Below are 19,276 nucleotides of genomic sequence, written 5' to 3'. Positions count from 1 at the left end.
GTTTCCGCAGAGCCGTACGCCTGGCCCGATGTGGACGCCGTCGCCGATGACGCAATCGTGGTCGATCGAGCAGGCCGTGTTGAGGATGACCCCGCGCCCGATCGTTGCGTCCGCGATCGCGGGTGGAGCCTGCGGCAAGGAAAGCTCCACCGCCAAACTATCGCAACACTGACCTTAATCGGTCCGTCGAGCCAAAATTATCGCCAGAGCGAGTCCAACGGGCGACAAGCCGTGTCCAAGGGTGCGGACATTCGCCAAGTTCGCCGTAGATTTGAGGCTTGGGCGGGGTGCAATGATGCGCAAAGTTCTGATGGCTTGCGGAGCGCTGCTTTTGTGCGGGCTGGCCCCGGTTCCAGCGCAATCGGCGAACTTTTCTTACGGTTCAGGAGTGACCGCGGCGAAGCTGCTGGCCGCGCATAATCGTGAGCGCGCTCGCCTGGGTATTCCGCCACTCCGTTGGGACCCGGCATTGGCGGCCGCCGCGGCGTCGTACGGGCCGACCCTTGCTCGGCTCGGCGGTCTTCGGCATTCGGCGCGCGCAGACCGGCTCGGCCAACGCGAAAACCTCTGGATGGGAACCCGCGGCGCCTATTCTCCAGAGCAGATGGTCGGAAACTGGATTGCGGAGAAAGCCTATTACCGTTCGGGCATGCCATTTCCTGATGTCAGCAGGACGGGGAATTGGGCGGACGTCGCCCATTACACCCAGGTCGTCTGGAGCGGCACGACTCATGTCGGGTGCGCAATCTATCCGAGTGACAACTGGGACTATCTGATCTGCCGTTACTCGCCGCCGGGAAATATCGACGGCCGGCGGGCGGCCTGACCTCAGACAATTAGCAGTGGCGCAATCGTTACGGCTGCGGCTAAGCCGTGACGATGATGGTGCGACCGGCCTGATGCTTCCGCCGATTCTTCAACGCCTTCGGTTGCCGGTGATTGGCGCGCCGCTTTTCATCGTCTCCAATCCGAAGCTGGTCATTGCCCAGTGCAAGGCTGGGGTTGTCGGCAGCTTCCCGTCGCTGAATGCGCGCCCGGCGTCTCAGCTCGACGAGTGGTTGCACGAAATCACAGAAGCGCTTGCGGAGCATGACCGCGATAATCCAGACGCGCCCTCGGCGCCCTTTGCGGTCAACCAGATCGTTCACCGGTCGAATGACCGCTTCGAGCACGACATGCAGGTCTGTGCGGAGTGGAAGGTGCCGATCGTCATAACCTCCTTGGGAGCGCGGGAAGAATTGAACCACGCCGTCCACGGATGGGGCGGCATCACCCTTCACGACATCATCGACGACCGTTTCGCGCGGAAGGCGATCGAAAAGGGCGCCGATGGCCTGATCGCGGTAGCGGCTGGTGCCGGCGGGCATGCCGGCCGCTGGTCTCCGTTTGCGCTCGTCCACGAAATCCGCCGCTGGTTCGACGGACCGCTAGCTCTGTCAGGGGCGATAGCATCCGGCGAGGCTGTGCTCGCGGCCCAGGCGATGGGCGCCGATCTCGCGTACGTCGGTTCCGCCTTCATTGCGACGCCGGAGGCGCGAGCCAGCGACGAGTACAAGCAGGCGATCGTCAAAAGCGGCGCGGCCGATATCGTCTATTCGAACCTCTTCACCGGTATCCATGGCAACTACCTGCGCTCGTCGATCGTCGCGGCGGGGCTGGACCCCGACAACCTGCCGGCTCCGGGCGCCGACGCAATGAACTTCCAGTCGGCCACCGGCGCCAAGGCCTGGCGCGACATCTGGGGCTCCGGGCAAGGGGTAGGGGCGGTCAACGCTGTTCTTCCCGCAGGCGAGCTGGTCGCGCGAATGTCCGCGGAATATCAGGCGGCGAAAGCCAGACTCTGCGCTAGCTGATCGCCTCGAGCTTCGGACGCCAGTGGGAAGGTATTTCGACCGGGCGACGCGAGGCACGGTCCACCACCACATGGACGAATTCACCCTCCGCAGCAGCGCCGTCGCTGCCTTCAGCAAAGATGCCGATTCGATAGCGGATACTGGATCGGCCGAGTTCGGCGACCGCCAGGCCGATTTCAACCGTCTGCGGAAATTCTAGCGGCGCCGCGTAGGTACAGCGGGTCTCGACGACCAGGGCGATGGGATCTCCCTTGGCGATGTCGAGCAGGCCCTGCTCGACCATCCAGGCATTCACAGCGCTGTCGAACCACTCATAATAGACGGTGTTGTTGACGTGGCCGTACGCATCATTGTCCGCCCAGCGGGTCGTCATCTTGCGCCACGCTTTGAAGTCGGCCCTTCCGGCCGGCGGCTTTCGGCTCACCAGGCTGCCTCATAGAGCCGTTGCGCATCCGCTTCAGTGATCTTGCAGGGATTGTTCACCAGCAAGCGCGTCTGCTTCATCGCCTCGCGGGCAAGCGTCGGAGCTTCGGCAATGTCGATGCCGTAGTCGCGCAGTCGCGTCGCAATCCCGCTTTCGCTCACGAGCTGGTCGAGCCGATCGATCAGCATTGCGGTGCGCGCCTGGCTTCCTTCGCGTTCGCATTCTGGAACGACGATGAGCGCCAGCTCCGCATAATGCTCGCGCGCGGCCTCGGCATTGTGCTGGAGCACGTGTCGCAGCATCAGCGCGTTTGTCACGCCGTGGGGCAAGTGATGAAGGCCGCCTAGCGGGTAGGCGAGGGCATGCACTCCGGCGACCGGAGCGTTCGAGAAGGCGAGCCCCGCGAGATGGGCGCCGAGCAGCATGGCTTCTCGCGCTTCGAGATCCTGCGGGTTCGTGCAGGCCGTCAGCAGATTGCTCGAAAGCAGGCGCAGCGCCTCTCGCGCCAGCGCGTCGGAAACCGGGTTCTTGAAACGCGCTGAAGTGTATGCCTCCACAGCGTGCACAATGGCGTCGATACCCGTTGCCGCCGTCACGCTGCGCGGCAGGCCGATCGTGAGGATCGGATCGAGGACCGCCCAGTCAGCCGTCAAGGGTCGAGCATTGACCGCCAGCTTCACCCCGCCTTTGCAAGTGATGACCGAGATAGGCGTCGCTTCGGATCCGGTGCCCGCTGTTGTCGGGACAAGGACGAGCGGAAGCCGCTGCCCTTTGGCGACGTCGACTCCCCAGATTGCGTCGAGATCGTCGCCCGAACCAAGCAGGTAGGCGGCGAGCTTGGCCACATCCATGGGGCTTCCACCACCGAAGCCGACAACCGACTTCACGCCAGCCGAACGTCCGGCCTTGACGGCCGCTTCGAGAGTGGTTCGCGACGGGTCGGCTTCAACCGCATCGAACACAATGGACGGACGTCCTGAGGCGTCGAGCGCTTCCAGGCACGAGTCGGTCAGGCCAAGACCGACGAGCTGTTCGTCCGTGACGAACAAGACCGGCCCCTCGGGCAGTAAATCGGCGATGCTGTCCGACTTGCCTTCGCCTGCGATCAGGCGGGGTCCGGGATGGAAAGTGAAGCTGCGCATTCCGGCGCAGACTAGCGTTGCTTAGGCGAGATTCCCACCGAGGCCGCGTTCGAGCCTGCCCATCAGTGCGCGGGCAGGGCTGGCAGCCGGCTCCTCGGCCACGACGCCCTCGTCGATGCGCTGGATGCGCGCGTACAGTTCGCTGCTCGCCTCGATCAGGCGCTGCGCGGACGCTGGAAGCTTCGCCACGAGCTCCGGGTCGCTGTCGGCGGCATGGCCAAGGCGGCGTTCGGGCCGCCGGCCTTCCTTGCCGGGAAGCTCTCCGGTCTCGATCGCGCGCTGCGTCAGGAGCCAAGCGACGATGTGCATGATCCGGGTCGTGACCTTCAGCGACTCGCAGGCAAAGCCAACGCGAATGAAGGGCTCGAGCGTGTTGCGGTCGTCGCGTCCGGCATCGTCGAAGTAAGACCGCGCCTCATCGGCTAGCAGCATCGCCTCGGTGTAGAGGCTGTCGATCAGCCGCGATGTGATCCGCGCTTCAGACTGCGCAATGCTCGAATCGTCCATCTCGCAATCAGTGCCATTCTTCATGGCTGCTGAAAACGCCCGAAAAGAGGTGCCGGATGCGATGACGGCCTGAAAAATCCCGTAACGGGACAAGTCTCAGGCGATAATGTCAGGCGTATTTCGATCGAAAATCAGCTGGATCTGGTCCTTCAGCATCAGCTTCCGGCGCTTCAGGCGGGCTATTTCCAGCTGGTCGGACAATGGGTTCGCGGAAAGGGCGCTGATCTGCTCATCCAGCCGCCGATGCTCTGCCTTCATGGCATCGAGCTGCTCCCGGATTGCGTCGTCCATTCGCTTCGTGTCTTCCGCGTAGCACCTTCGCATCGTTGCTCTTAGGCCGCGATGAGCCGCGACTCCAGTCGGGCGGACGGACCTTTTGGGTACGAGACAAACCGTCAGAAAAGTGTTTTACTCTCGACGCTATTCAGACGCATTGAAGGAAAGGAATGGCACCGATGGACAAGGCCCATGTCGAGGAGCTCACATCTCAGCACGCTTCCCTCGCCGCGCAAATCGATGAGGAAGAGCACCGCCCGCTCCCCGACATGATCAAGCTTCATGAGCTCAAGAAAGAAAAGCTCAGGCTAAAGGACGAACTCGCCGGTCACTTCCACTAGGACCGGCCATCCGCGGGACGGCAATCAGTCGTCCCGCGACACTTTCTCGATTCGCTCGTGGCGCTCCTGCGCCTCCAGGGTCATTGTTGCGATCGGCCTGGCTTCCAAGCGAGCCAGCGAAATCGGATCGCCAGTCACTTCGCAATAGCCATATTCGCCTTCGTAAAGGCGGCGGATCGCGCAATCGATCTTGGCGATCAGCTTGCGCTGACGGTCGCGGGTGCGGAGCTCGATGCCCCAATCGGTTTCACTCGAAGCGCGATCGGCAATGTCGGGTTCGCGGAGCGAGTCGACCTGAAGCTGGGCCATGGTCTGGCGCGCTTCCTCGAGGATGTCTTCCTTCCAGCCCTTGAGCTTCCGGAGGAAGTAGGCCCGATGCAGATCGGACATGAATTCTTCGTCTTCCGAAGGACGATATCCTTCGGCCAGGACGATGCGATCGAACGGTATAGGTTGCCCACCGTAAAGGTCGACGAGTGCAGTAGCCATTGAACCCCTCCCAGCTCGGACCAGCGAGATCCCCCGACCTCGTGGCACCCCCGTACGCGCCGCCACTGGCTGCGGCCGAACATCCGGAGCAGCCGGAAGCGGATTAGGTCGACTTTCCCGGGACTTAGCTACCCGGACTCAGTCGGTTAACCCCCAACGGGGCTATAGATAAGCGCCTGCGCCTTAACAAGAACTGTCAAACGGACAGTGAATAAATGGCAATTCTGTTGCCGATTTAGCGCATTAGGCGCCATTGCGGGCTCCTGAACTGTCCCGCATAGGCACGGCCATGCGGATCCTCCTTACAAATGATGATGGCATCAATGCCCGGGGACTCGACCTCCTCGAAACGATTGCCCAGCGATTCTCGGACGACATCTGGGTCGTGGCCCCGACCGAGGAGCAATCCGGCGCGGGTCATTCCCTAACGCTCACGCAGCCGGTCAGGGTGCGGCGCCACGACAATCGCCGTTTTTCGGTGACGGGAACGCCCACGGACGCCGTGATGATGGCGCTTGCCCACATCATGAAGGACTCGCCGCCGGACCTCATCCTCTCGGGGATCAACCGCGGCGCAAACCTCGCTGAAGATGTGACCTACTCAGGAACCGTTTCGGCGGCGATGGAAGGAGCGCTTGCGGGCGTCCGCTCGATCGCGCTCAGCCAAAGCTATTCGCGCGAGGGCATGGGCGACACGGTTCCGTTCGCGGCCGCCGAAGCCTGGGCGGAGCGGGCACTGGAGCCGCTGATTGGATTGAAGATGGCGCCGGGCAGTCTCATCAACGTCAATTTCCCTGCACTTCCGCCCGAGCAGGTGAAGGGCGTGCGAGTCTGCAGGCAGGGGATTCGAGATTACGGTCGGTTGAGGCTCATCGAGCGTCAGGACCCGCGCGGCTACACCTATTTCTGGTTCGGTCTTGGGCCTGTGGTCGAAACGCCAGGTCACTCCACGGACCTGGAGGTCATCGCGGACGGGTATGTCTCGGTGACGCCGCTCCATCTTGATCTGACCCACGACGCTTCGCTGGCGCAGCTCCGTGATCGCTTTGTCGATCAGGTCGGGTAGCGGATACCGATTACTTCGTAGCTTTTCTCGCCGGCGGGCAACCCGACGATCCGTTCGTCGCCCACCCGCGCGCCGACGAGCGCCCGGGCAATGGGCGCGCTCCAGCCTATTCGTCCAACTGACGCGTCCGCCTCGTCGTCGCCAACGATGGTCAGGGTGCGACGGGCATCGTCTTCGTCCGCGAGTTCCACGGTTGCCCCAAAGCGGATTTGGTCGCGCGACTCCTGCGCAGCGGGGTCTACGACTTTCGCGGCCTTCATGACCTTGGCGAGATAACCGAGCCGCCGGTCGATCTCGCGAAGCTTCTTCCGGCCGTAGATATAATCGCCGTTCTCCGACCGGTCGCCATTGGCGGCGGCCCAGGCGATGGTCTCGACGATCTTCGGCCGCTCGGTGCCGAATAGCTCCTCATATTCGGATCGGAGCTTCGCGAAGCCGGCGGCGGTGATGAACCGCGGTTGTCCCTGACTCATTCGGAGACCTTAGCCCGGACGGCTCTTTCCCAGATAGTTGGAAACGTGGATGGTGCCGGCCGTGCTGCCGGGGTTCATGCGATCGTAGACGACGCTGTTTTCGATGACCCGCTGCACGTACGCCTTGGTCTCGCTGAACGGGATCTGCTCGATCCAATGTAGAACGTCCTTCTGGCCGCGGGGATCTCCGTAGCGGTTGACCCATTTTCCGACGTTGCCCGAGCCGGCGTTGTAGCTGGCGACCGCCAAAGGAACGTTTCCGTCCCAGATATTGAGCATGCGCTGGAAGTAGGCAGTGCCAAGCATGACGTTGTATGAGGGATCGGTCGTCAGCCGGTAACCATCATAGCCAATGCCCATCTTGCCAGCCTGCTCCCGAGCAGTCCCGGGCATCAGCTGCATCATCCCCCGTGCGCCGGCATGGCTGACGGCGGCGCGATCGAACGAGCTCTCCTGTCGGGTGATGCCATGCGCGAGCGACCACATGCGTGCGCCGCTAACCGATGCCTGCAGACGCGGGTAGGCGGACTCGACGTAGAACGCGTTGCCCTTGATGCGGGCCATTCGAGCGACCCAAACTCCCAAATCCTCGCGACCGATTTGCTGGCCAAGCTGGGTCGCAAGGACGCGCTCGGCATCATTGTTGAGCGATTCGGCAAGGGCTCGAACGAACAGGGTCTGTTCTTCCCGCTGACCCTGCTGACCAAGGATTTGCACAGCCTGCACAAGGCGTCTCGTTCCAAACTCGGCCCGCTGCTGAGGGTTGACCGCGAACGTCGGAAGCGGCCCAGGAGCCGGAACCGAACGCCCCAGCTGTTCGAGCGCGAGCTGGCCGTAGAAGAGTTCAGGATAGGCAGCGGCTCGCTGGAAGTAAGCGGTTCCCTCGGTCGCGCGACGCGCGGACATGGCGGCCTTGCCGGCCCAGTAGAGGCCCTTCGAAAGCACCTGCAGCGACCTGCCGCCGCGCGAGTAGCGGTCGAACATGATCATCGCGTCGTTCGGGCGGTTGAGCCCGCTCCACGCTGCGGTCCCGCCAAGCCACATAAGCGACGTATATTTGTCTCGAATTCCAAGATCCTGGTCGCTGACATTGACGCCAGGGGTCAGGACGTCGTCGGTTTGGCGCGCGATATTGTAGGCGATACTCCAGTAGCCGTTCTGGGCAGCGCTGTCGGCCAGCAGGATCTGCATGTCCATGAAGCGGTCCGGGTCGGCGGGCCGGTAGGTGAAATTGTGGTCGCGGGCGAAAAGCTGACGAGCGGAATGCTCCCAGTTGGCGTCGCGCAGGTAGCGCGCGCGGTCCATCATCAGGCCTGCATCCGTGACCACCTGCCCCATGACTGCCTGATAGCGGGTCTCTGCATCCGGCCATCTCTTCTGCATCGCGACGCGGGCGGTGAATGCGCCGCGGCGCGCAGCGGAGGTCAGCGGGAGGAAGCGCTCGGCATCAGTCGCGTCCTTCGCGAACAGGAGTGAATCCGTCCGCCGATCATGATCCTGCCATGTCAGGCTTTGGCCATAGCGGGCGAAAATGCTCTGTTCGTCGGTCGTGCTGAGATCGGAAGAAGCCCAGGCCGCCCGGACGGCGGCGAGGGCCTCGGCATTCCGTCCTGTCGCGCTCAGTGCGTCGGCAAGGCGGGCGTAGCCGTTGCCGGTCTTGGGCTGCTCATTCGAGAAGAAGGCCAGGACCACACCGGCATTTTCGCCCGGGCGCATTGCCGCTTCGGCCCAGCGGCGGAGCTTGGATTCCTCGGGCCAGCCGGGATTGGCATTCAGAAAACGGGCATAATCCCCGAAGGTGAATCCGCTGTTCTGTCGCAGGCGACGCCAGTCGTTCAGTGCGTAACCGACACTGTAGCCCGCGGTTGGAGACGCATAGGCCGGCCTCGGCGCTGAATAGGCTGGGTACGTCGTCTGCGTGGACGCAGCCGTCGACGTGACGAGCAAGAGTATTAGAGCGACACCTCTCATGCTGGACATTATCCGACTGCCCTCCTTATCAGTCGCTGAACGCGGCTGAGTATCCACCTCGGCGAACATGTCGTGAAGGCGAAAAGTTCATGTTTTACGGGTCGATACCTGCACTGGTGACACCTTTTTCCGGCAAGTGTGTCGATGAAGACTCACTTCGAGAGTTCGTTGATTGGCAGATTACGGAAGGGTCGAACGCGCTGGTTCCGTGCGGGACGACGGGCGAAAGCGCGACCCTCAGCCATGAGGAGCATCGCGAGGTCATCGCGACGACCGTGCGGGTCTCGAACGGCCGGGTGCCAGTCATCGCCGGATGCGGAAGCTACTCGACGCAGGCCGCGATCGACATGGTCCGCGCGGCGGCGGACGTGGGCGCCGACGCCGCGCTCGTTGTCGTTCCTTATTACAATAAGCCGAGCCAGGCCGGCCTCGTGGCCCATTTCACGGCAGTTGCCGAGGCTTCGCCGCTGCCGATCGTGGTCTACAATGTGCCGTCCCGCACGGTTGCCGACATTTCAGTCGAAGCCTTGGCTGAAGCCGCGAAGCATCCGCGCATCGTTGCCATCAAGGATGCGACTGGCAATCTCGCCCGCGTGACCGCCCAACGGCTCGCATGCGGCGAGGATTTCATTCAGCTTTCCGGCAACGACGACATGGCATTGGGCTTCAATGCCATGGGTGGAGTCGGCTGCATTTCCGTGACCGCGAACGTCGCACCCAAGCTGTGTTCGGATTTCCAGGCCGCGACGCGCGAGGGCCGCTGGGACGATGCGCTGGAGCTACAGGACCGACTCTATCCGCTTCATGCCGCTTTGTTTTCCGATGCGTCGCCCGGGCCGACCAAATATGCATTGACCCGCGTGCGGCCCGGTTATCCGGCCGACCTGCGCTTGCCCTTGACCGAGCCGTCGGATGCGTCGAAGCGCGCGGTCGACAAGGCGTTGGAGCACGCCGGCCTGCTTTAAATCGGAATTTTCGTGTCCAAGCCTCTGCCATCCCCGTTCGACAAGACGAAGGTCGTCGCCGAGAATCGCCGCGCGCGCTTCGACTATTTCGTCGACGACCGGTTCGAGGCTGGTATCGCCCTCACCGGGACTGAAGTGAAGGCACTTCGCCAGGGCGAAGGGTCGATTGCGGAGAGTTACGCCACGGTCGATGGCGACGAGATCTGGCTGATCAACAGCCATATTCCCGAATACAGCCACGGAAACCGCCTCAACCACGAGCCTCGGCGAAAGAGGAAGCTGTTGCTTAAAGGGCGCGAGATCGCGAAATTGCACGGCGCGGTCACTCGCCAAGGGTTAACCCTTGTGCCGCTATCCATATATTTCAATTCGAAAGGCAGGGCGAAAGTCGAGTTGGCCCTCGCCCGGGGTAAGAAGGTGCACGACAAGCGCGACACTGTGAAGGAGCGCGACTGGAAGCGCGAGCAGGCGCGGCTAATGAGGTCGCGTGGCTGATTTTGCGAGCGCCATCCGCGGCTTCATGGCGAAGCACGCGCCTTCCCGCGAGGAAGTCCAGAACAGTCGCTGGCTGAAGCCGTTCGGTCACCGCATCCGGGGATCGGACCTGTGGCGCTTCACTCGCCGGTCGGTGCCACGCGGAGTGGCAATCGGCCTGTTCGTTGGCATCTTCCTGATGGTGCCGGGTCTCCAGATCGTCGGCGCTGCGCTGGTTTGTATGGCGCTAAGGGGTAATGTCGCGATCGCCGCGGCGATGACATTCCTCTCCAACCCGGCGACGACCCCGTTTTTCCTGATTGCTGCGGTGGACGTCGGCAACCGCATGGGGTTCCACGCGGACCTTACGACGCTGCAGGTGCTTTCCAACACCCATGCGAGCGTATGGCGGTGGCTTGCCTGGCTGCTGTCCGATGCCGCTCCGGCGATGGTGACCGGCCTTGCCGTGATAGCCGCGATTTTCGCGTTCGCAGGATATTGGATGTCGCTCGTCGGATGGCGATGGTGGATCGGGCGCAAATGGATACAGCGCCGCTATGCCGACCGGGAGGGTGTGTCGGCTTCGGAGATCTCCTGAAGGAAGTTAAATGTATCGTCTGATTGTTGTTCTCGCCGCGAGCACGGCGCTCGCTGGCTGCGTAACCCGTCCCGCCGATGTCCCACCGCCCCCAGTTGAAGAGCCCGGTCCGCCGGCAGCCGAAGCGCCTGCGGTGCCGAAGCCTGAGTATGGAAGCTACGGTTTCGATGCCGCGGGCATGAACACGAGCGTCAAGGCTGGTGACGACTTCTTCGGCTACGCGAGCGGAACCTGGGATCAGACGACGCAAATCCCGTCCGATAAGGCTCGCTACGGCATGTTCAACGTGCTCGATGATCTTTCGAAGACGCGAACTCGCGGGATCATCGAAGAACAGGCGAAGGACCCGAACAGCAAGATCGGTGCGGCCTACAACAGCTTCATGAACGAAGGGGCTATCGAGGCGAAAGGCCTTGCTCCCCTGGAGCCATGGCTGAACGAGATCCGCGCGATCAAGGGCAAGAGCAGCCTCAGTGGGCTTTATGCCAAGGCCGACCAGATCGGCATTTCAGGCCCCTTCCGGATGTTCGTCGGGCAGGATGACAAGGCGCCGGAAAATTACATTCTGAACCTCCTTCAGGGCGGCCTCGGTATGCCCGATCGGGATTATTACCTGTCGACCGATCCCAAGCTCGTCGACACGCGCGCCAAGTATCTGACGCACCTCACCAATGTGCTGACCCTAGCGGGTGAGGCCAATGCGGCGGCTCGTGCCAAGGCGATCCTCGACCTTGAGACGAAGATCGCGAAAGCGCACTGGACGCGCGCCGACAGCCGCGACGCGGACAAGACGTACAACAAGTTCACGATCGCGCAGCTCAAGAGGCGGGCTCCCGGTTTCGACTTCTCCGGATTCTTCGGCGCGATTTCGCCGAAGATCGCGGAAGTGCTCGTGGCTCAGCCGAGCGCCTTTACCGGCGAAGCCGCGGCGATCGCCAAGGCGCCGCTTTCGGTCCTCAAGGACCAGCTCCTGGTCCGCTCGATCGACAGCTACGCACCGTACCTGCCGAAGAAGTTCGATGACGAGCGCTTCAGCTTTGCCGGTACCGCCTTGTCGGGCATTCCGGAGCAGGAGCCGCGGTGGAAGCGCGCCGTGAACTTCACGACCGCAGCGCTCGGCGACGATGTCAGCCAGCTCTACGTCGCGAAATACTTCCCGCCCGAGACAAAGGCTGCAGCCGACAAGATGGTGAAGAACATCATCTCGGCGATGGGCCGGCGCATAGACGCGCTCGAGTGGATGAGCCCCGAAACGAAGGCGAAGGCTCATCAAAAGCTCGCCGCGTTCACCCCGAAGATCGGCTACGCGAGCCAGTGGCGCGACATGGGTGGCCTCTCAATCGACGCCAACGATCTGCTCGGAAACGCAATGCGCTCGAAGCAGTTCGAGAATGCCTACGAGATCGGCAAGCTCGGCGGCCCCATCCGGCGCTGGGAGTGGGGCATGACGCCGATGACGATCAACGCCTACGCCAATTCCGGGCTGGTCGAGATCGTGTTCCCCGCAGCCATCCTGCAGCCGCCGTTCTTCGACCCGAACGCCGATCCGGCGGTCAACTACGGCGGTATCGGCGCAGTGATCGGGCACGAGCTCAGCCACCATTTCGACGATCAGGGTGCGAAGTATGACAGCACCGGAAAGCTGATCGACTGGTGGACCCCCAGCGACAGCAAGGCCTTCAAGTCGCGCCTCGACAAGTACGAACAGCAGGTCAACGCCTACGAGCCGCTGCCCGGACTGCACGTCAACGGCAAGCTGACCATGGGCGAAAACGTCGCGGACCTGGCCGGCCTGACTGTCGCTCACGACGCTTACCTTGCTTCGCTTGGCGGAAAGGAGCCGCCGGTCATCGACGGCACCACCGGCGATCAACGCTTCTACCTCGGCTGGGCGCAGGTGTGGCGGTGCAAGCAACGCGAGCCGGCGCTCCGCCAGCAGCTGCTGACCGATCCGCACTCGCCTTGTCCGGTTCGCACGAACGTCGTCCGGAACCTCGACCCCTGGTACCCGGCGTTCAACGTCCAGCAGGGACAGAAGCTTTACCTCGCACCGGCTGACCGCGTACGTATCTGGTAATGCTGCACCAGGAGCTTCCGCCGATTGCTTCCCGTCCACTGGACGGCGGCAGTCGGTGGCTGCTCCCGGGTATCGTCGGAGCCGCAGCGCTCAGCCTTGCGGCTCTGTGGTTTCTAGTCGGTCCCGTTCCAGCGCTAGTTCTCGCGGGTCTCGCCGCAGCAGGCGCGATTGCCGGCGCTCTCGCGCTGCGTCGGCCGGCCAAGGTCGAAACTTCAGAAACTTTGGCTCAAGGCCCGGATTACAGCCTCGTTGGAGCCGCTCTCGCGCTTTGCGATGAGCCCGCCGCGATCACGTCGCAAGACGGCGCCTTGCTGGCAGCGAACGAAGCCTATCGGATGCGCTTCGAGGCCGTTCCTCCGCTGAAATTGCCAGCTGATGAGGAGTCGACTCAGTCAATCATTGCCGCGGTGTCGATGGCGTGGCGCGATGGTGCTGGCTGCGCTGCGGGTGTGGCCACGCTGGCCGGGACGGCCGCCGTGGAGGTGCAGCGCGCCGGACTTCGCAATGACATGCTCCTTTGGCGCTATCCAAATCCACCCTCTGCGGATCCCATGGCACTTGCCATTCAGGGAATTTCGGGAGTCACCGGCGAGCGCCTGACGAGGGCAGGAGTCCTTGCGGCTCTCGTCGACGGAGAAGGGCGAGTCCTCGCCGCGAACAAGCTGTTTGCAGACCGGGCAATACCTGCCGGGCACGCCGACGAATGTCCTCGCTTTTCGGAGCTCGTACATGTCGCCGAGGATGGGATGTTCCACCTGTCGGCCGAGGGCGAGGCCGGTAGCGAGCTGCGCGCGGTACATGTGCCCGTGAATCCGGCAAACCCGACCGGGACGGGGACCTTCCTGCTGTTCGATGGATCGGAAACCTCGAGCAGCTCATCGAATCTTCAGGCCCTGCTCGACATGATGCCGATCGGGCTCGCTCTGGTCGATCGTGACGGCCGCTTCCTCACAATGAACCAGGCCTTCCGGACCGCGGCTGGCATGAAGGGCAAGGCAGTCTATCCCGGCGACCTTGTCGCGAAGGAGGACAAGGCTGCGGTCGCGGACGCGGTTCGCCGCAACGCGCGAGGCCCGGCAATGTCCGGCGACATCGCCGTCCGCCTTACCCGTGATCCGAAGGAACCGGTCGCGCTGACAATTGCAGGATTGCGCGGGCTGGGCGATGCAGCGGTCTTGCTCCTGCTCAAGGACAATAGCGAGGAAGCGAAGCTCAAGCGACAGATCGCCCAGGCGACCAAGATGCAGGCAGTCGGTCAGCTCGCGGGCGGCGTGGCGCACGACTTCAACAACATCCTGACTGCCATCATCGGCCATTGCGACCTGATGCTGATGCGGCACACGCCGGGTGACAGCGACTACGACGACATCCAGCAGATCAAGTCGAACTCGAACCGCGCCGCCGGCCTGACCCGCCAGCTGCTTGCCTTCTCTCGCCAGCAGACCCTCCGTCCGCAGGTGTTGCAGCTTCCGGACGTTGTCTCCGAGGTTTCGCACCTTCTGAAGCGCCTTCTCGGCGAGACAGTCGTCCTGGTCGTGAAACACGGCCGCAATCTCGGCTCGATCCGCGCCGATCCGGGCCAGCTCGAGCAGGTCATCATCAATCTTGCGGTGAACGCGCGTGACGCCATGGCGTCAAAGGGGGGCGGGACCGTAACCATCCAGACTTATGCGGTGCGCGCCGACCAGGTCGCCGAGCTCGGATCGGAGATCCTTCCGATCGCCGATTATACGGCGCTGTCGGTGAGCGACACTGGCTGTGGGATTCCGGCGAACGTCCTCGGTAAGGTGTTCGAGCCGTTCTTTACGACCAAGGAGGTCGGAAAGGGGACCGGCCTCGGCTTGTCTACCGTGTACGGTATCGTGAAGCAGTCAGGCGGCTTCATTTTCGCGGACTCGAAAGTGGACGAGGGAACGCGCTTCATCATCTATCTCCCGGTCCATCAGGCGGAGGAGCCGGCGAAGGCGCGACGCGAGACCAAGGGCGGCGACAACGAGCTTTGGGGCACGGGCACGGTCCTGCTGGTCGAGGACGAGCCGATGGTCCGGACGGTCGCCGAGAGGGCGCTCACCCGGCACGGCTATTCGGTCGTCACCGCCAACAATGGCCAGGAAGCTCTCGAGATTCTCGATCGCGGCGATGAGTTCGCGCTGCTGATCAGCGACGTGGTCATGCCGGAAATGGACGGGCCGACGATGGTGCGCGAAGCGCGGAAATCCCGCCCCGACCTACCGGTGCTGTTCATGTCCGGCTACGCCGAGGAACAGCTTCGCAAATCGATCGATATCGACAAGGTCGCCTTCTTGCCCAAACCCTTCTCAGTCCAGGAACTGGCCGAGGCGGCCCGAAAGGCCCTTACGCCTGTTCAATGAATTAGGGCTATGCTGAAGCGAAGGCCCACAGTATCCGAGGCAATATGGGGCAGCGTAGTATCCTGGTTGTTGAGGACGAGCCGCTAATTGCGATGATGCTCGAGGATTTCCTTGAGTCGCTCGGCCATTCCGTCACCGCGACATGCGAATCCGTGCAGGACGCAATGGCAGAAGCCGACAAGGGCGGTTTCGACATCGCCATTCTCGATGTCAATCTGAAGGGTGAGAGCGTCTGGCCAGTCGCCCAACGGCTTCGTGACATGCAAATCCCGTTTGTGCTTGCGACTGGTGGCCACGTGGATCCGCCGCCGGCCCAGTTCGCCAACGTGCCCGTGATTGAGAAGCCTTACACCGTGGATCGCGTAACGCCCGCCCTGGATGCTGCGTTCGCGCTTTGAAGTTGCGAGCCACGGCGGCTTGCTCTTCCCGATTTCAATGCCCTGATCATCCTTTGACTTTCCGGTCACCCGTTCCCCTCTTGTTCTCATAGAACAAAGCATGTACGAAAAGATTATGGCGGTGGGGCTCGGCCGCCCGTTGACGAGAGGATGAATAGCATGGCAGCGCAGCTCAAGGTCATCGGAAGCGGATTGGAAGTACCCGGAATGGATAGGCAAAAGGCTCTTGAGGCGGCGCTCGCGCAGATCGATCGCGCCTTCGGCAAGGGCTCGGCGATGAAGCTCGGCAGCCGCGAGAAGATCGAGATCGACACGATCTCGACCGGCAGCCTTGGTCTCGACATCGCGCTTGGCGTTGGCGGTCTTCCGCGCGGACGCGTTGTGGAAATCTATGGCCCGGAAAGCTCGGGCAAGACGACGCTCGCTTTGCATGCGATTGCCGAAGCACAGCGCACCGGCGGAACTGCAGCCTTTGTGGACGCCGAGCATGCGCTCGATCCGGCTTACGCGAAGAAACTCGGTGTCGACATCGACGAGTTGATCGTCTCGCAGCCCGATACGGGCGAGCAGGCGCTCGAGATTGTCGACACTTTGGTCCGTTCGAACGCGATCGACGTGCTGGTCGTGGACTCGGTTGCTGCGCTCGTCCCGAGGGCGGAAATCGAGGGCGAGATGGGCGACAGTCACGTCGGCCTGCAGGCTCGCCTGATGAGCCAGGCGCTGCGCAAGCTGACTGGCTCGATCAGCCGCTCGCGTTGCCTGGTGATCTTCATCAACCAGGTCCGCATGAAGATCGGCGTCATGTACGGCAATCCGGAGACGACAACCGGCGGCAACGCGTTGAAGTTCTACGCTTCGGTCCGCCTCGACATTCGTCGCACCGGACAGATCAAGGATCGCGACGACATCGTCGGCAACACGACCCGCGTGAAAGTGGTGAAGAACAAGGTCGCTCCACCGTTCAAGCAGGTCGAGTTCGACATCATGTACGGTGAGGGCGTGTCAAAGGTGGGCGAGATCCTCGATCTCGGCGTCAAGGCCGGCCTGATCGAGAAGTCGGGTGCCTGGTTCAGCTACGACTCGATTCGCATCGGGCAAGGCCGGGAGAACGCCAAGGTCTATCTCAAGGAAAACCCGGAGATCGCCGACCGCATCGATCGTGCAATTCGCGGAAAGACCGATGAAGTCGGCGAAGCGTTGATGGTGGGTCCGTCGGCTGACGACGACATCGCCGCCGAGTAATTCAACTGATTAGGCTTCCGCGGCGGCGTGCGGTTCAATCTGCTCGCCGACCGCGGACGGTCCCGCAAAGAGCCGTTTCGGCTCTGTCAGCACAATGATGATCAAGGCAGTGATTGCGCAGGCCGTCATGCCCCAGAGGAACGGACGGACTGTGCCGTCGAACGCCTGTCCGATTGCATAGCCGATGATCGCGGCACCGACCGTACCGACGACTCCCTGAACCGACGAAGCCGTTCCTGCGATTTCAGCCATCCGGTCCATCGCCAGCGTGCTGAGATTGGACGATGCAAACGAAAAGCAGACCATCGTCAGACCCTGCAGGATGATGAAGACCAGCAGGCTCTCCAGCCCGGCACTGACCGCCACAGCATGAGTGATCGCGACGACGGCGAACGCCACCGTCGCGCAATGGCCGACCCGCCTCAATCCAAAGCGCCCAACTACGCGCGCGTTCGTCCAAGAGGCGAGGGCCATCGGCGCAGCGATCGCACCGAAGGCCAGCCCAAGGATTTCGGGCCTTCCGAAGGCGTCGGCGATAATCTGTTGAATGGAGCTGATGTAGGCGACCAGGGCTCCGAAAGTGGCGGTCAGCGCCAGCGTGTATCCGCGCGACAACGGCTCCTTGACGCTCGCGACGACCGCGCTGGCAATTTCGGAAGGAGCGAGATTACGGCGATATTCGGGATGCAGGGTCTCCGGAAGCCGAAGCCAGGACCAGGTAAGCATGACGAGGCCGTAGCAGGAGAGCACGAGGAAGATGGCTCGCCACGGCGCGACAAGCAGGATCAATTGCCCGATGCTGGGCGCGAGCACCGGGACGACCATGAAGACCATGAACACGAGGCTCATGATCCGCGCCATGGCTTCGCCTTCGAACAGGTCTCTAACCATTGCGACGACCAGCACCCGGGTAACCGCAGCTGACGCGCCCATCGCCACCCGCCCGGCGATGAGGAGAGGGAAACTTCCCGCAATGGCGCAGAGGCCGGCGAAGAGAATGTAAAGCGATACGCCGGCGGCCAGGATCGGCTTTCGTCCGTACCGGTCGGCGAGAGGGCCCCACAGAAGCTGTGTCGATGCGAAGCCCAGGAAGTAGGCCACGACCACCAGCTGCTGGTCGTTCTCGCGAGCGATGTTCAACGATTTGCCGATCTCCGGGAGCGCCGGAATCATTGCGTCGATGGCAAAGGCATTCAGAGCCATCAACCCTGCGAGGAGCGCAATCGTCTCGCGCGGTCCAGGCCGTGGCCCGGAACCGGGCAAATGTCGCAAGTCTATCGGCATCTTCGCCTGCTGGCCTAAGCATGAAGCGCGTGCAACAGTCGTTGCAGCGAAAAGGGGCGAGAAATGCTTGAAACGACCTTGAGCCGTCGTGGATTGATGATGAGCGCGGGCGCGATTGTGGCGTCCGCCGCAATTCCACCGAGGATCGCAGCTGCCGCCCAGGACGAGCTCGGTCCGGTCAAATTGCCGCCGCCGATTTCAAACGAGGAACGGCTGGCGCGCTTGGCCAGGGCTCGCGACCTCATGCAGCGCAACGGCATTGGCGCAGTGCTCGTCGAGTCCGGACCGAGCCTCGATTATTACACGGGCATCCAGTGGTGGCGGAGCGAACGCCTGACGGGCGCAGTCATCCCGGCCCAGGGCGATCCGATAATCGTCACGCCCTTCTTCGAGGGGCCGACGATCAGGGAAATGCTCGTCGTTCCCGCCGAGGTCCGGACATGGCAGGAAGATGAGGAACCGCTCAAGTTCGTCGCCGATTTCCTCAAGGAGCGGGGCGTCGCAGGCGAAACGATCGGGTTCGAGGAGACCAATCGCTTCTGGATCCTGGATCGCCTGAGGGAACAGCTGCCCTCTGCAAAGATCGTCAGCGCCAATCCGGTCGTTCGAGCACAGCGGATGATCAAGTCGAGCGCGGAGCTTGCGCTGATGCAGTCGGCCGCGGACATCACCATCGCAGCATTCCGCCACATCCATCCCAGGATCCGCGAGGGCATGACGCCCACGCAGATCAACGAAATGTATGTCGCGGCGGTACAGGCCCAGGGCGCCAGCACTGACGGCGGGTTGATCCTGCTCGGCGAAGCGGCGGCCTATCCGCACGGATCGGGCAGGCCGCAGCATGTGCGCAAGGGCGAGGTCGTCCTGCTCGACTGCGGTTGCGAGGTCCACGGCTACCAATCCGACATCTCGCGGACTTTTGTCTTTGGAGGCTCGCCTTCGGCCGATCAGCGCAAGGTGTGGGAACAGATGCGGCGCGGGCAGGATATCGCAATGGCCGCGGCGAAGGTCGGAGCGCCCGCCGGGAGCGTCGATGATGCCGTTCGGAGCGCTTACGAAAGCTGGGGCTATGGACCGGGGTACAAGCTCCCTGGGACGTCACACCGCACAGGGCACGGCATCGGCATGGAGGGTCACGAGCCCGTCAATCTCGTCCACGGCGAGAAGACGGCGCTCGCGCCCGGCATGTGCTTCTCGAACGAACCGGGCATCTACCTGCCCGGCAGGTTCGGTATCCGGCTGGAGGACTGTTTCCACATGACGGAGGCAGGCCCGAAGTGGTTCACCGTCCCGCCATCGAGCATCGACCAGCCGTTCGCGTGAC

At 62.8% G+C, this 19,276-nt stretch carries 20 protein-coding genes and 1 pseudogene; 12 read left to right on the top strand and 9 right to left on the bottom strand.

The features are described from left to right. Positions 1-21: 21 nt before the first annotated feature. Positions 22-150, bottom strand: a pseudogene (locus tag H9L14_RS17385) (hypothetical protein); the annotation flags it as partial. Positions 151-292: 142 nt separating this feature from the next. Between H9L14_RS17385 and H9L14_RS07295 the strand changes: the two are divergent. Next, the gene (locus tag H9L14_RS07295; RefSeq protein ID WP_187709787.1) at positions 293-826 is read left to right on the top strand and encodes a CAP domain-containing protein; all 534 of its coding nucleotides are present in this window, start codon (positions 293-295) and stop codon (positions 824-826) included. Positions 827-896: 70 nt separating this feature from the next. Next, positions 897-1,853, top strand: a complete 957-nt coding sequence (locus H9L14_RS07290) for an NAD(P)H-dependent flavin oxidoreductase (RefSeq protein WP_222949973.1) — start codon at positions 897-899, stop codon at positions 1,851-1,853. Here the strand turns inward: H9L14_RS07290 and H9L14_RS07285 are convergent. From H9L14_RS07285 to H9L14_RS07270, 4 genes are all read right to left on the bottom strand, one after another. Continuing rightward, entirely contained in the window at positions 1,846-2,277 is a 432-nt protein-coding gene (locus H9L14_RS07285; RefSeq protein WP_246444556.1) for an acyl-CoA thioesterase, read from the bottom strand. The genes H9L14_RS07290 and H9L14_RS07285 overlap by 8 nt on opposite strands. Continuing rightward, complete coding sequence (locus tag H9L14_RS07280; RefSeq protein WP_187709785.1) at positions 2,274-3,419, bottom strand: iron-containing alcohol dehydrogenase; 1,146 nt, start codon at positions 3,417-3,419, stop codon at positions 2,274-2,276. The genes H9L14_RS07285 and H9L14_RS07280 overlap by 4 nt, the downstream gene beginning before the upstream one ends. 21 nt (positions 3,420-3,440) lie before the next feature. Further along, on the bottom strand, positions 3,441-3,950 hold the full coding sequence (locus H9L14_RS07275) for a DUF1465 family protein (RefSeq protein ID WP_246444554.1): 510 nt from the start codon (positions 3,948-3,950) through the stop codon (positions 3,441-3,443). Positions 3,951-4,022: 72 nt separating this feature from the next. Then, positions 4,023-4,217 (bottom strand): YdcH family protein, encoded by a 195-nt coding sequence (locus H9L14_RS07270; RefSeq protein ID WP_222949954.1) that lies wholly within the window; start codon positions 4,215-4,217, stop codon positions 4,023-4,025. Positions 4,218-4,381: 164 nt separating this feature from the next. Here H9L14_RS07270 and H9L14_RS07265 point away from each other — a divergent pair, with 164 nt between their 5' ends. After that, complete coding sequence (locus tag H9L14_RS07265) at positions 4,382-4,543, top strand: YdcH family protein (protein WP_187709783.1); 162 nt, start codon at positions 4,382-4,384, stop codon at positions 4,541-4,543. Positions 4,544-4,567: 24 nt separating this feature from the next. Here H9L14_RS07265 and dksA read toward each other — a convergent pair whose 3' ends face one another. Continuing rightward, a complete protein-coding gene (dksA, locus tag H9L14_RS07260; RefSeq protein ID WP_187709782.1) occupies positions 4,568-5,032 on the bottom strand; it encodes an RNA polymerase-binding protein DksA in 465 nt (154 codons plus the stop codon). Positions 5,033-5,321: 289 nt separating this feature from the next. Between dksA and surE the strand changes: the two genes are divergently transcribed. Beyond that, positions 5,322-6,098, top strand: coding sequence for a 5'/3'-nucleotidase SurE (surE, locus tag H9L14_RS07255; RefSeq protein WP_187709781.1), 777 nt, complete (start codon positions 5,322-5,324; stop codon positions 6,096-6,098). On the opposite strand, the gene greB is transcribed toward surE, so the two are convergent. After that, positions 6,086-6,571 (bottom strand): transcription elongation factor GreB, encoded by a 486-nt coding sequence (gene greB, locus H9L14_RS07250; RefSeq protein ID WP_187709780.1) that lies wholly within the window; start codon positions 6,569-6,571, stop codon positions 6,086-6,088. The two genes, surE and greB, sit on opposite strands and share 13 nt — an antisense overlap. 9 nt (positions 6,572-6,580) lie before the next feature. After that, complete coding sequence (locus H9L14_RS07245; protein WP_187709779.1) at positions 6,581-8,551, bottom strand: lytic transglycosylase domain-containing protein; 1,971 nt, start codon at positions 8,549-8,551, stop codon at positions 6,581-6,583. A gap of 80 nt (positions 8,552-8,631) precedes the next feature. Here H9L14_RS07245 and dapA point away from each other — a divergent pair, with 80 nt between their 5' ends. The 7 genes from dapA (at position 8,632) to recA (ending at position 16,668) form a co-directional block, all read left to right on the top strand. After that, a complete protein-coding gene (gene dapA, locus H9L14_RS07240; RefSeq protein ID WP_187709778.1) occupies positions 8,632-9,507 on the top strand; it encodes a 4-hydroxy-tetrahydrodipicolinate synthase in 876 nt (291 codons plus the stop codon). Positions 9,508-9,519: 12 nt separating this feature from the next. Continuing rightward, positions 9,520-10,002, top strand: a complete 483-nt coding sequence (smpB, locus tag H9L14_RS07235) for an SsrA-binding protein SmpB (RefSeq protein WP_187709777.1) — start codon at positions 9,520-9,522, stop codon at positions 10,000-10,002. Continuing rightward, positions 9,995-10,579: a DUF2062 domain-containing protein gene (locus H9L14_RS07230; RefSeq protein ID WP_246444552.1), complete on the top strand. Its 585-nt coding sequence runs from the start codon at positions 9,995-9,997 to the stop codon at positions 10,577-10,579. Before smpB ends, H9L14_RS07230 begins: the two co-directional genes overlap by 8 nt. A gap of 10 nt (positions 10,580-10,589) precedes the next feature. Next, on the top strand, positions 10,590-12,656 hold the full coding sequence (locus H9L14_RS07225; RefSeq protein ID WP_187709776.1) for a M13 family metallopeptidase: 2,067 nt from the start codon (positions 10,590-10,592) through the stop codon (positions 12,654-12,656). Then, positions 12,656-15,028, top strand: a complete 2,373-nt coding sequence (locus H9L14_RS07220; protein ID WP_187709775.1) for a response regulator — start codon at positions 12,656-12,658, stop codon at positions 15,026-15,028. Before H9L14_RS07225 ends, H9L14_RS07220 begins: the two co-directional genes overlap by 1 nt. 44 nt (positions 15,029-15,072) lie before the next feature. Further along, a complete protein-coding gene (locus H9L14_RS07215; protein ID WP_187709774.1) occupies positions 15,073-15,426 on the top strand; it encodes a response regulator in 354 nt (117 codons plus the stop codon). A 159-nt stretch (positions 15,427-15,585) separates the two neighbouring features. Continuing rightward, positions 15,586-16,668 (top strand): recombinase RecA, encoded by a 1,083-nt coding sequence (recA, locus tag H9L14_RS07210; RefSeq protein ID WP_187709773.1) that lies wholly within the window; start codon positions 15,586-15,588, stop codon positions 16,666-16,668. 9 nt (positions 16,669-16,677) lie between these two features. On the opposite strand, the gene H9L14_RS07205 is transcribed toward recA, so the two are convergent. Beyond that, the gene (locus H9L14_RS07205; RefSeq protein ID WP_281389444.1) at positions 16,678-17,952 is read right to left on the bottom strand and encodes a multidrug effflux MFS transporter; all 1,275 of its coding nucleotides are present in this window, start codon (positions 17,950-17,952) and stop codon (positions 16,678-16,680) included. 63 nt (positions 17,953-18,015) lie between these two features. Here H9L14_RS07205 and H9L14_RS07200 point away from each other — a divergent pair, with 63 nt between their 5' ends. Then, positions 18,016-19,275 carry a M24 family metallopeptidase gene (locus tag H9L14_RS07200; protein WP_187709771.1) on the top strand — a complete coding sequence of 420 codons (1,260 nt, stop codon included), beginning with the start codon at positions 18,016-18,018 and terminating at the stop codon, positions 19,273-19,275. The last annotated feature ends 1 nt before the right edge of the window (position 19,276 follow it).

The sequence above is a fragment of the Sphingomonas sediminicola genome (assembly GCF_014489515.1).
Classification (GTDB): domain Bacteria; phylum Pseudomonadota; class Alphaproteobacteria; order Sphingomonadales; family Sphingomonadaceae; genus Sphingomicrobium; species Sphingomicrobium sediminicola.
Note: the sequence above shows the minus strand (reverse complement) of the source record. Positions and strands in the feature narration are given on the sequence as shown.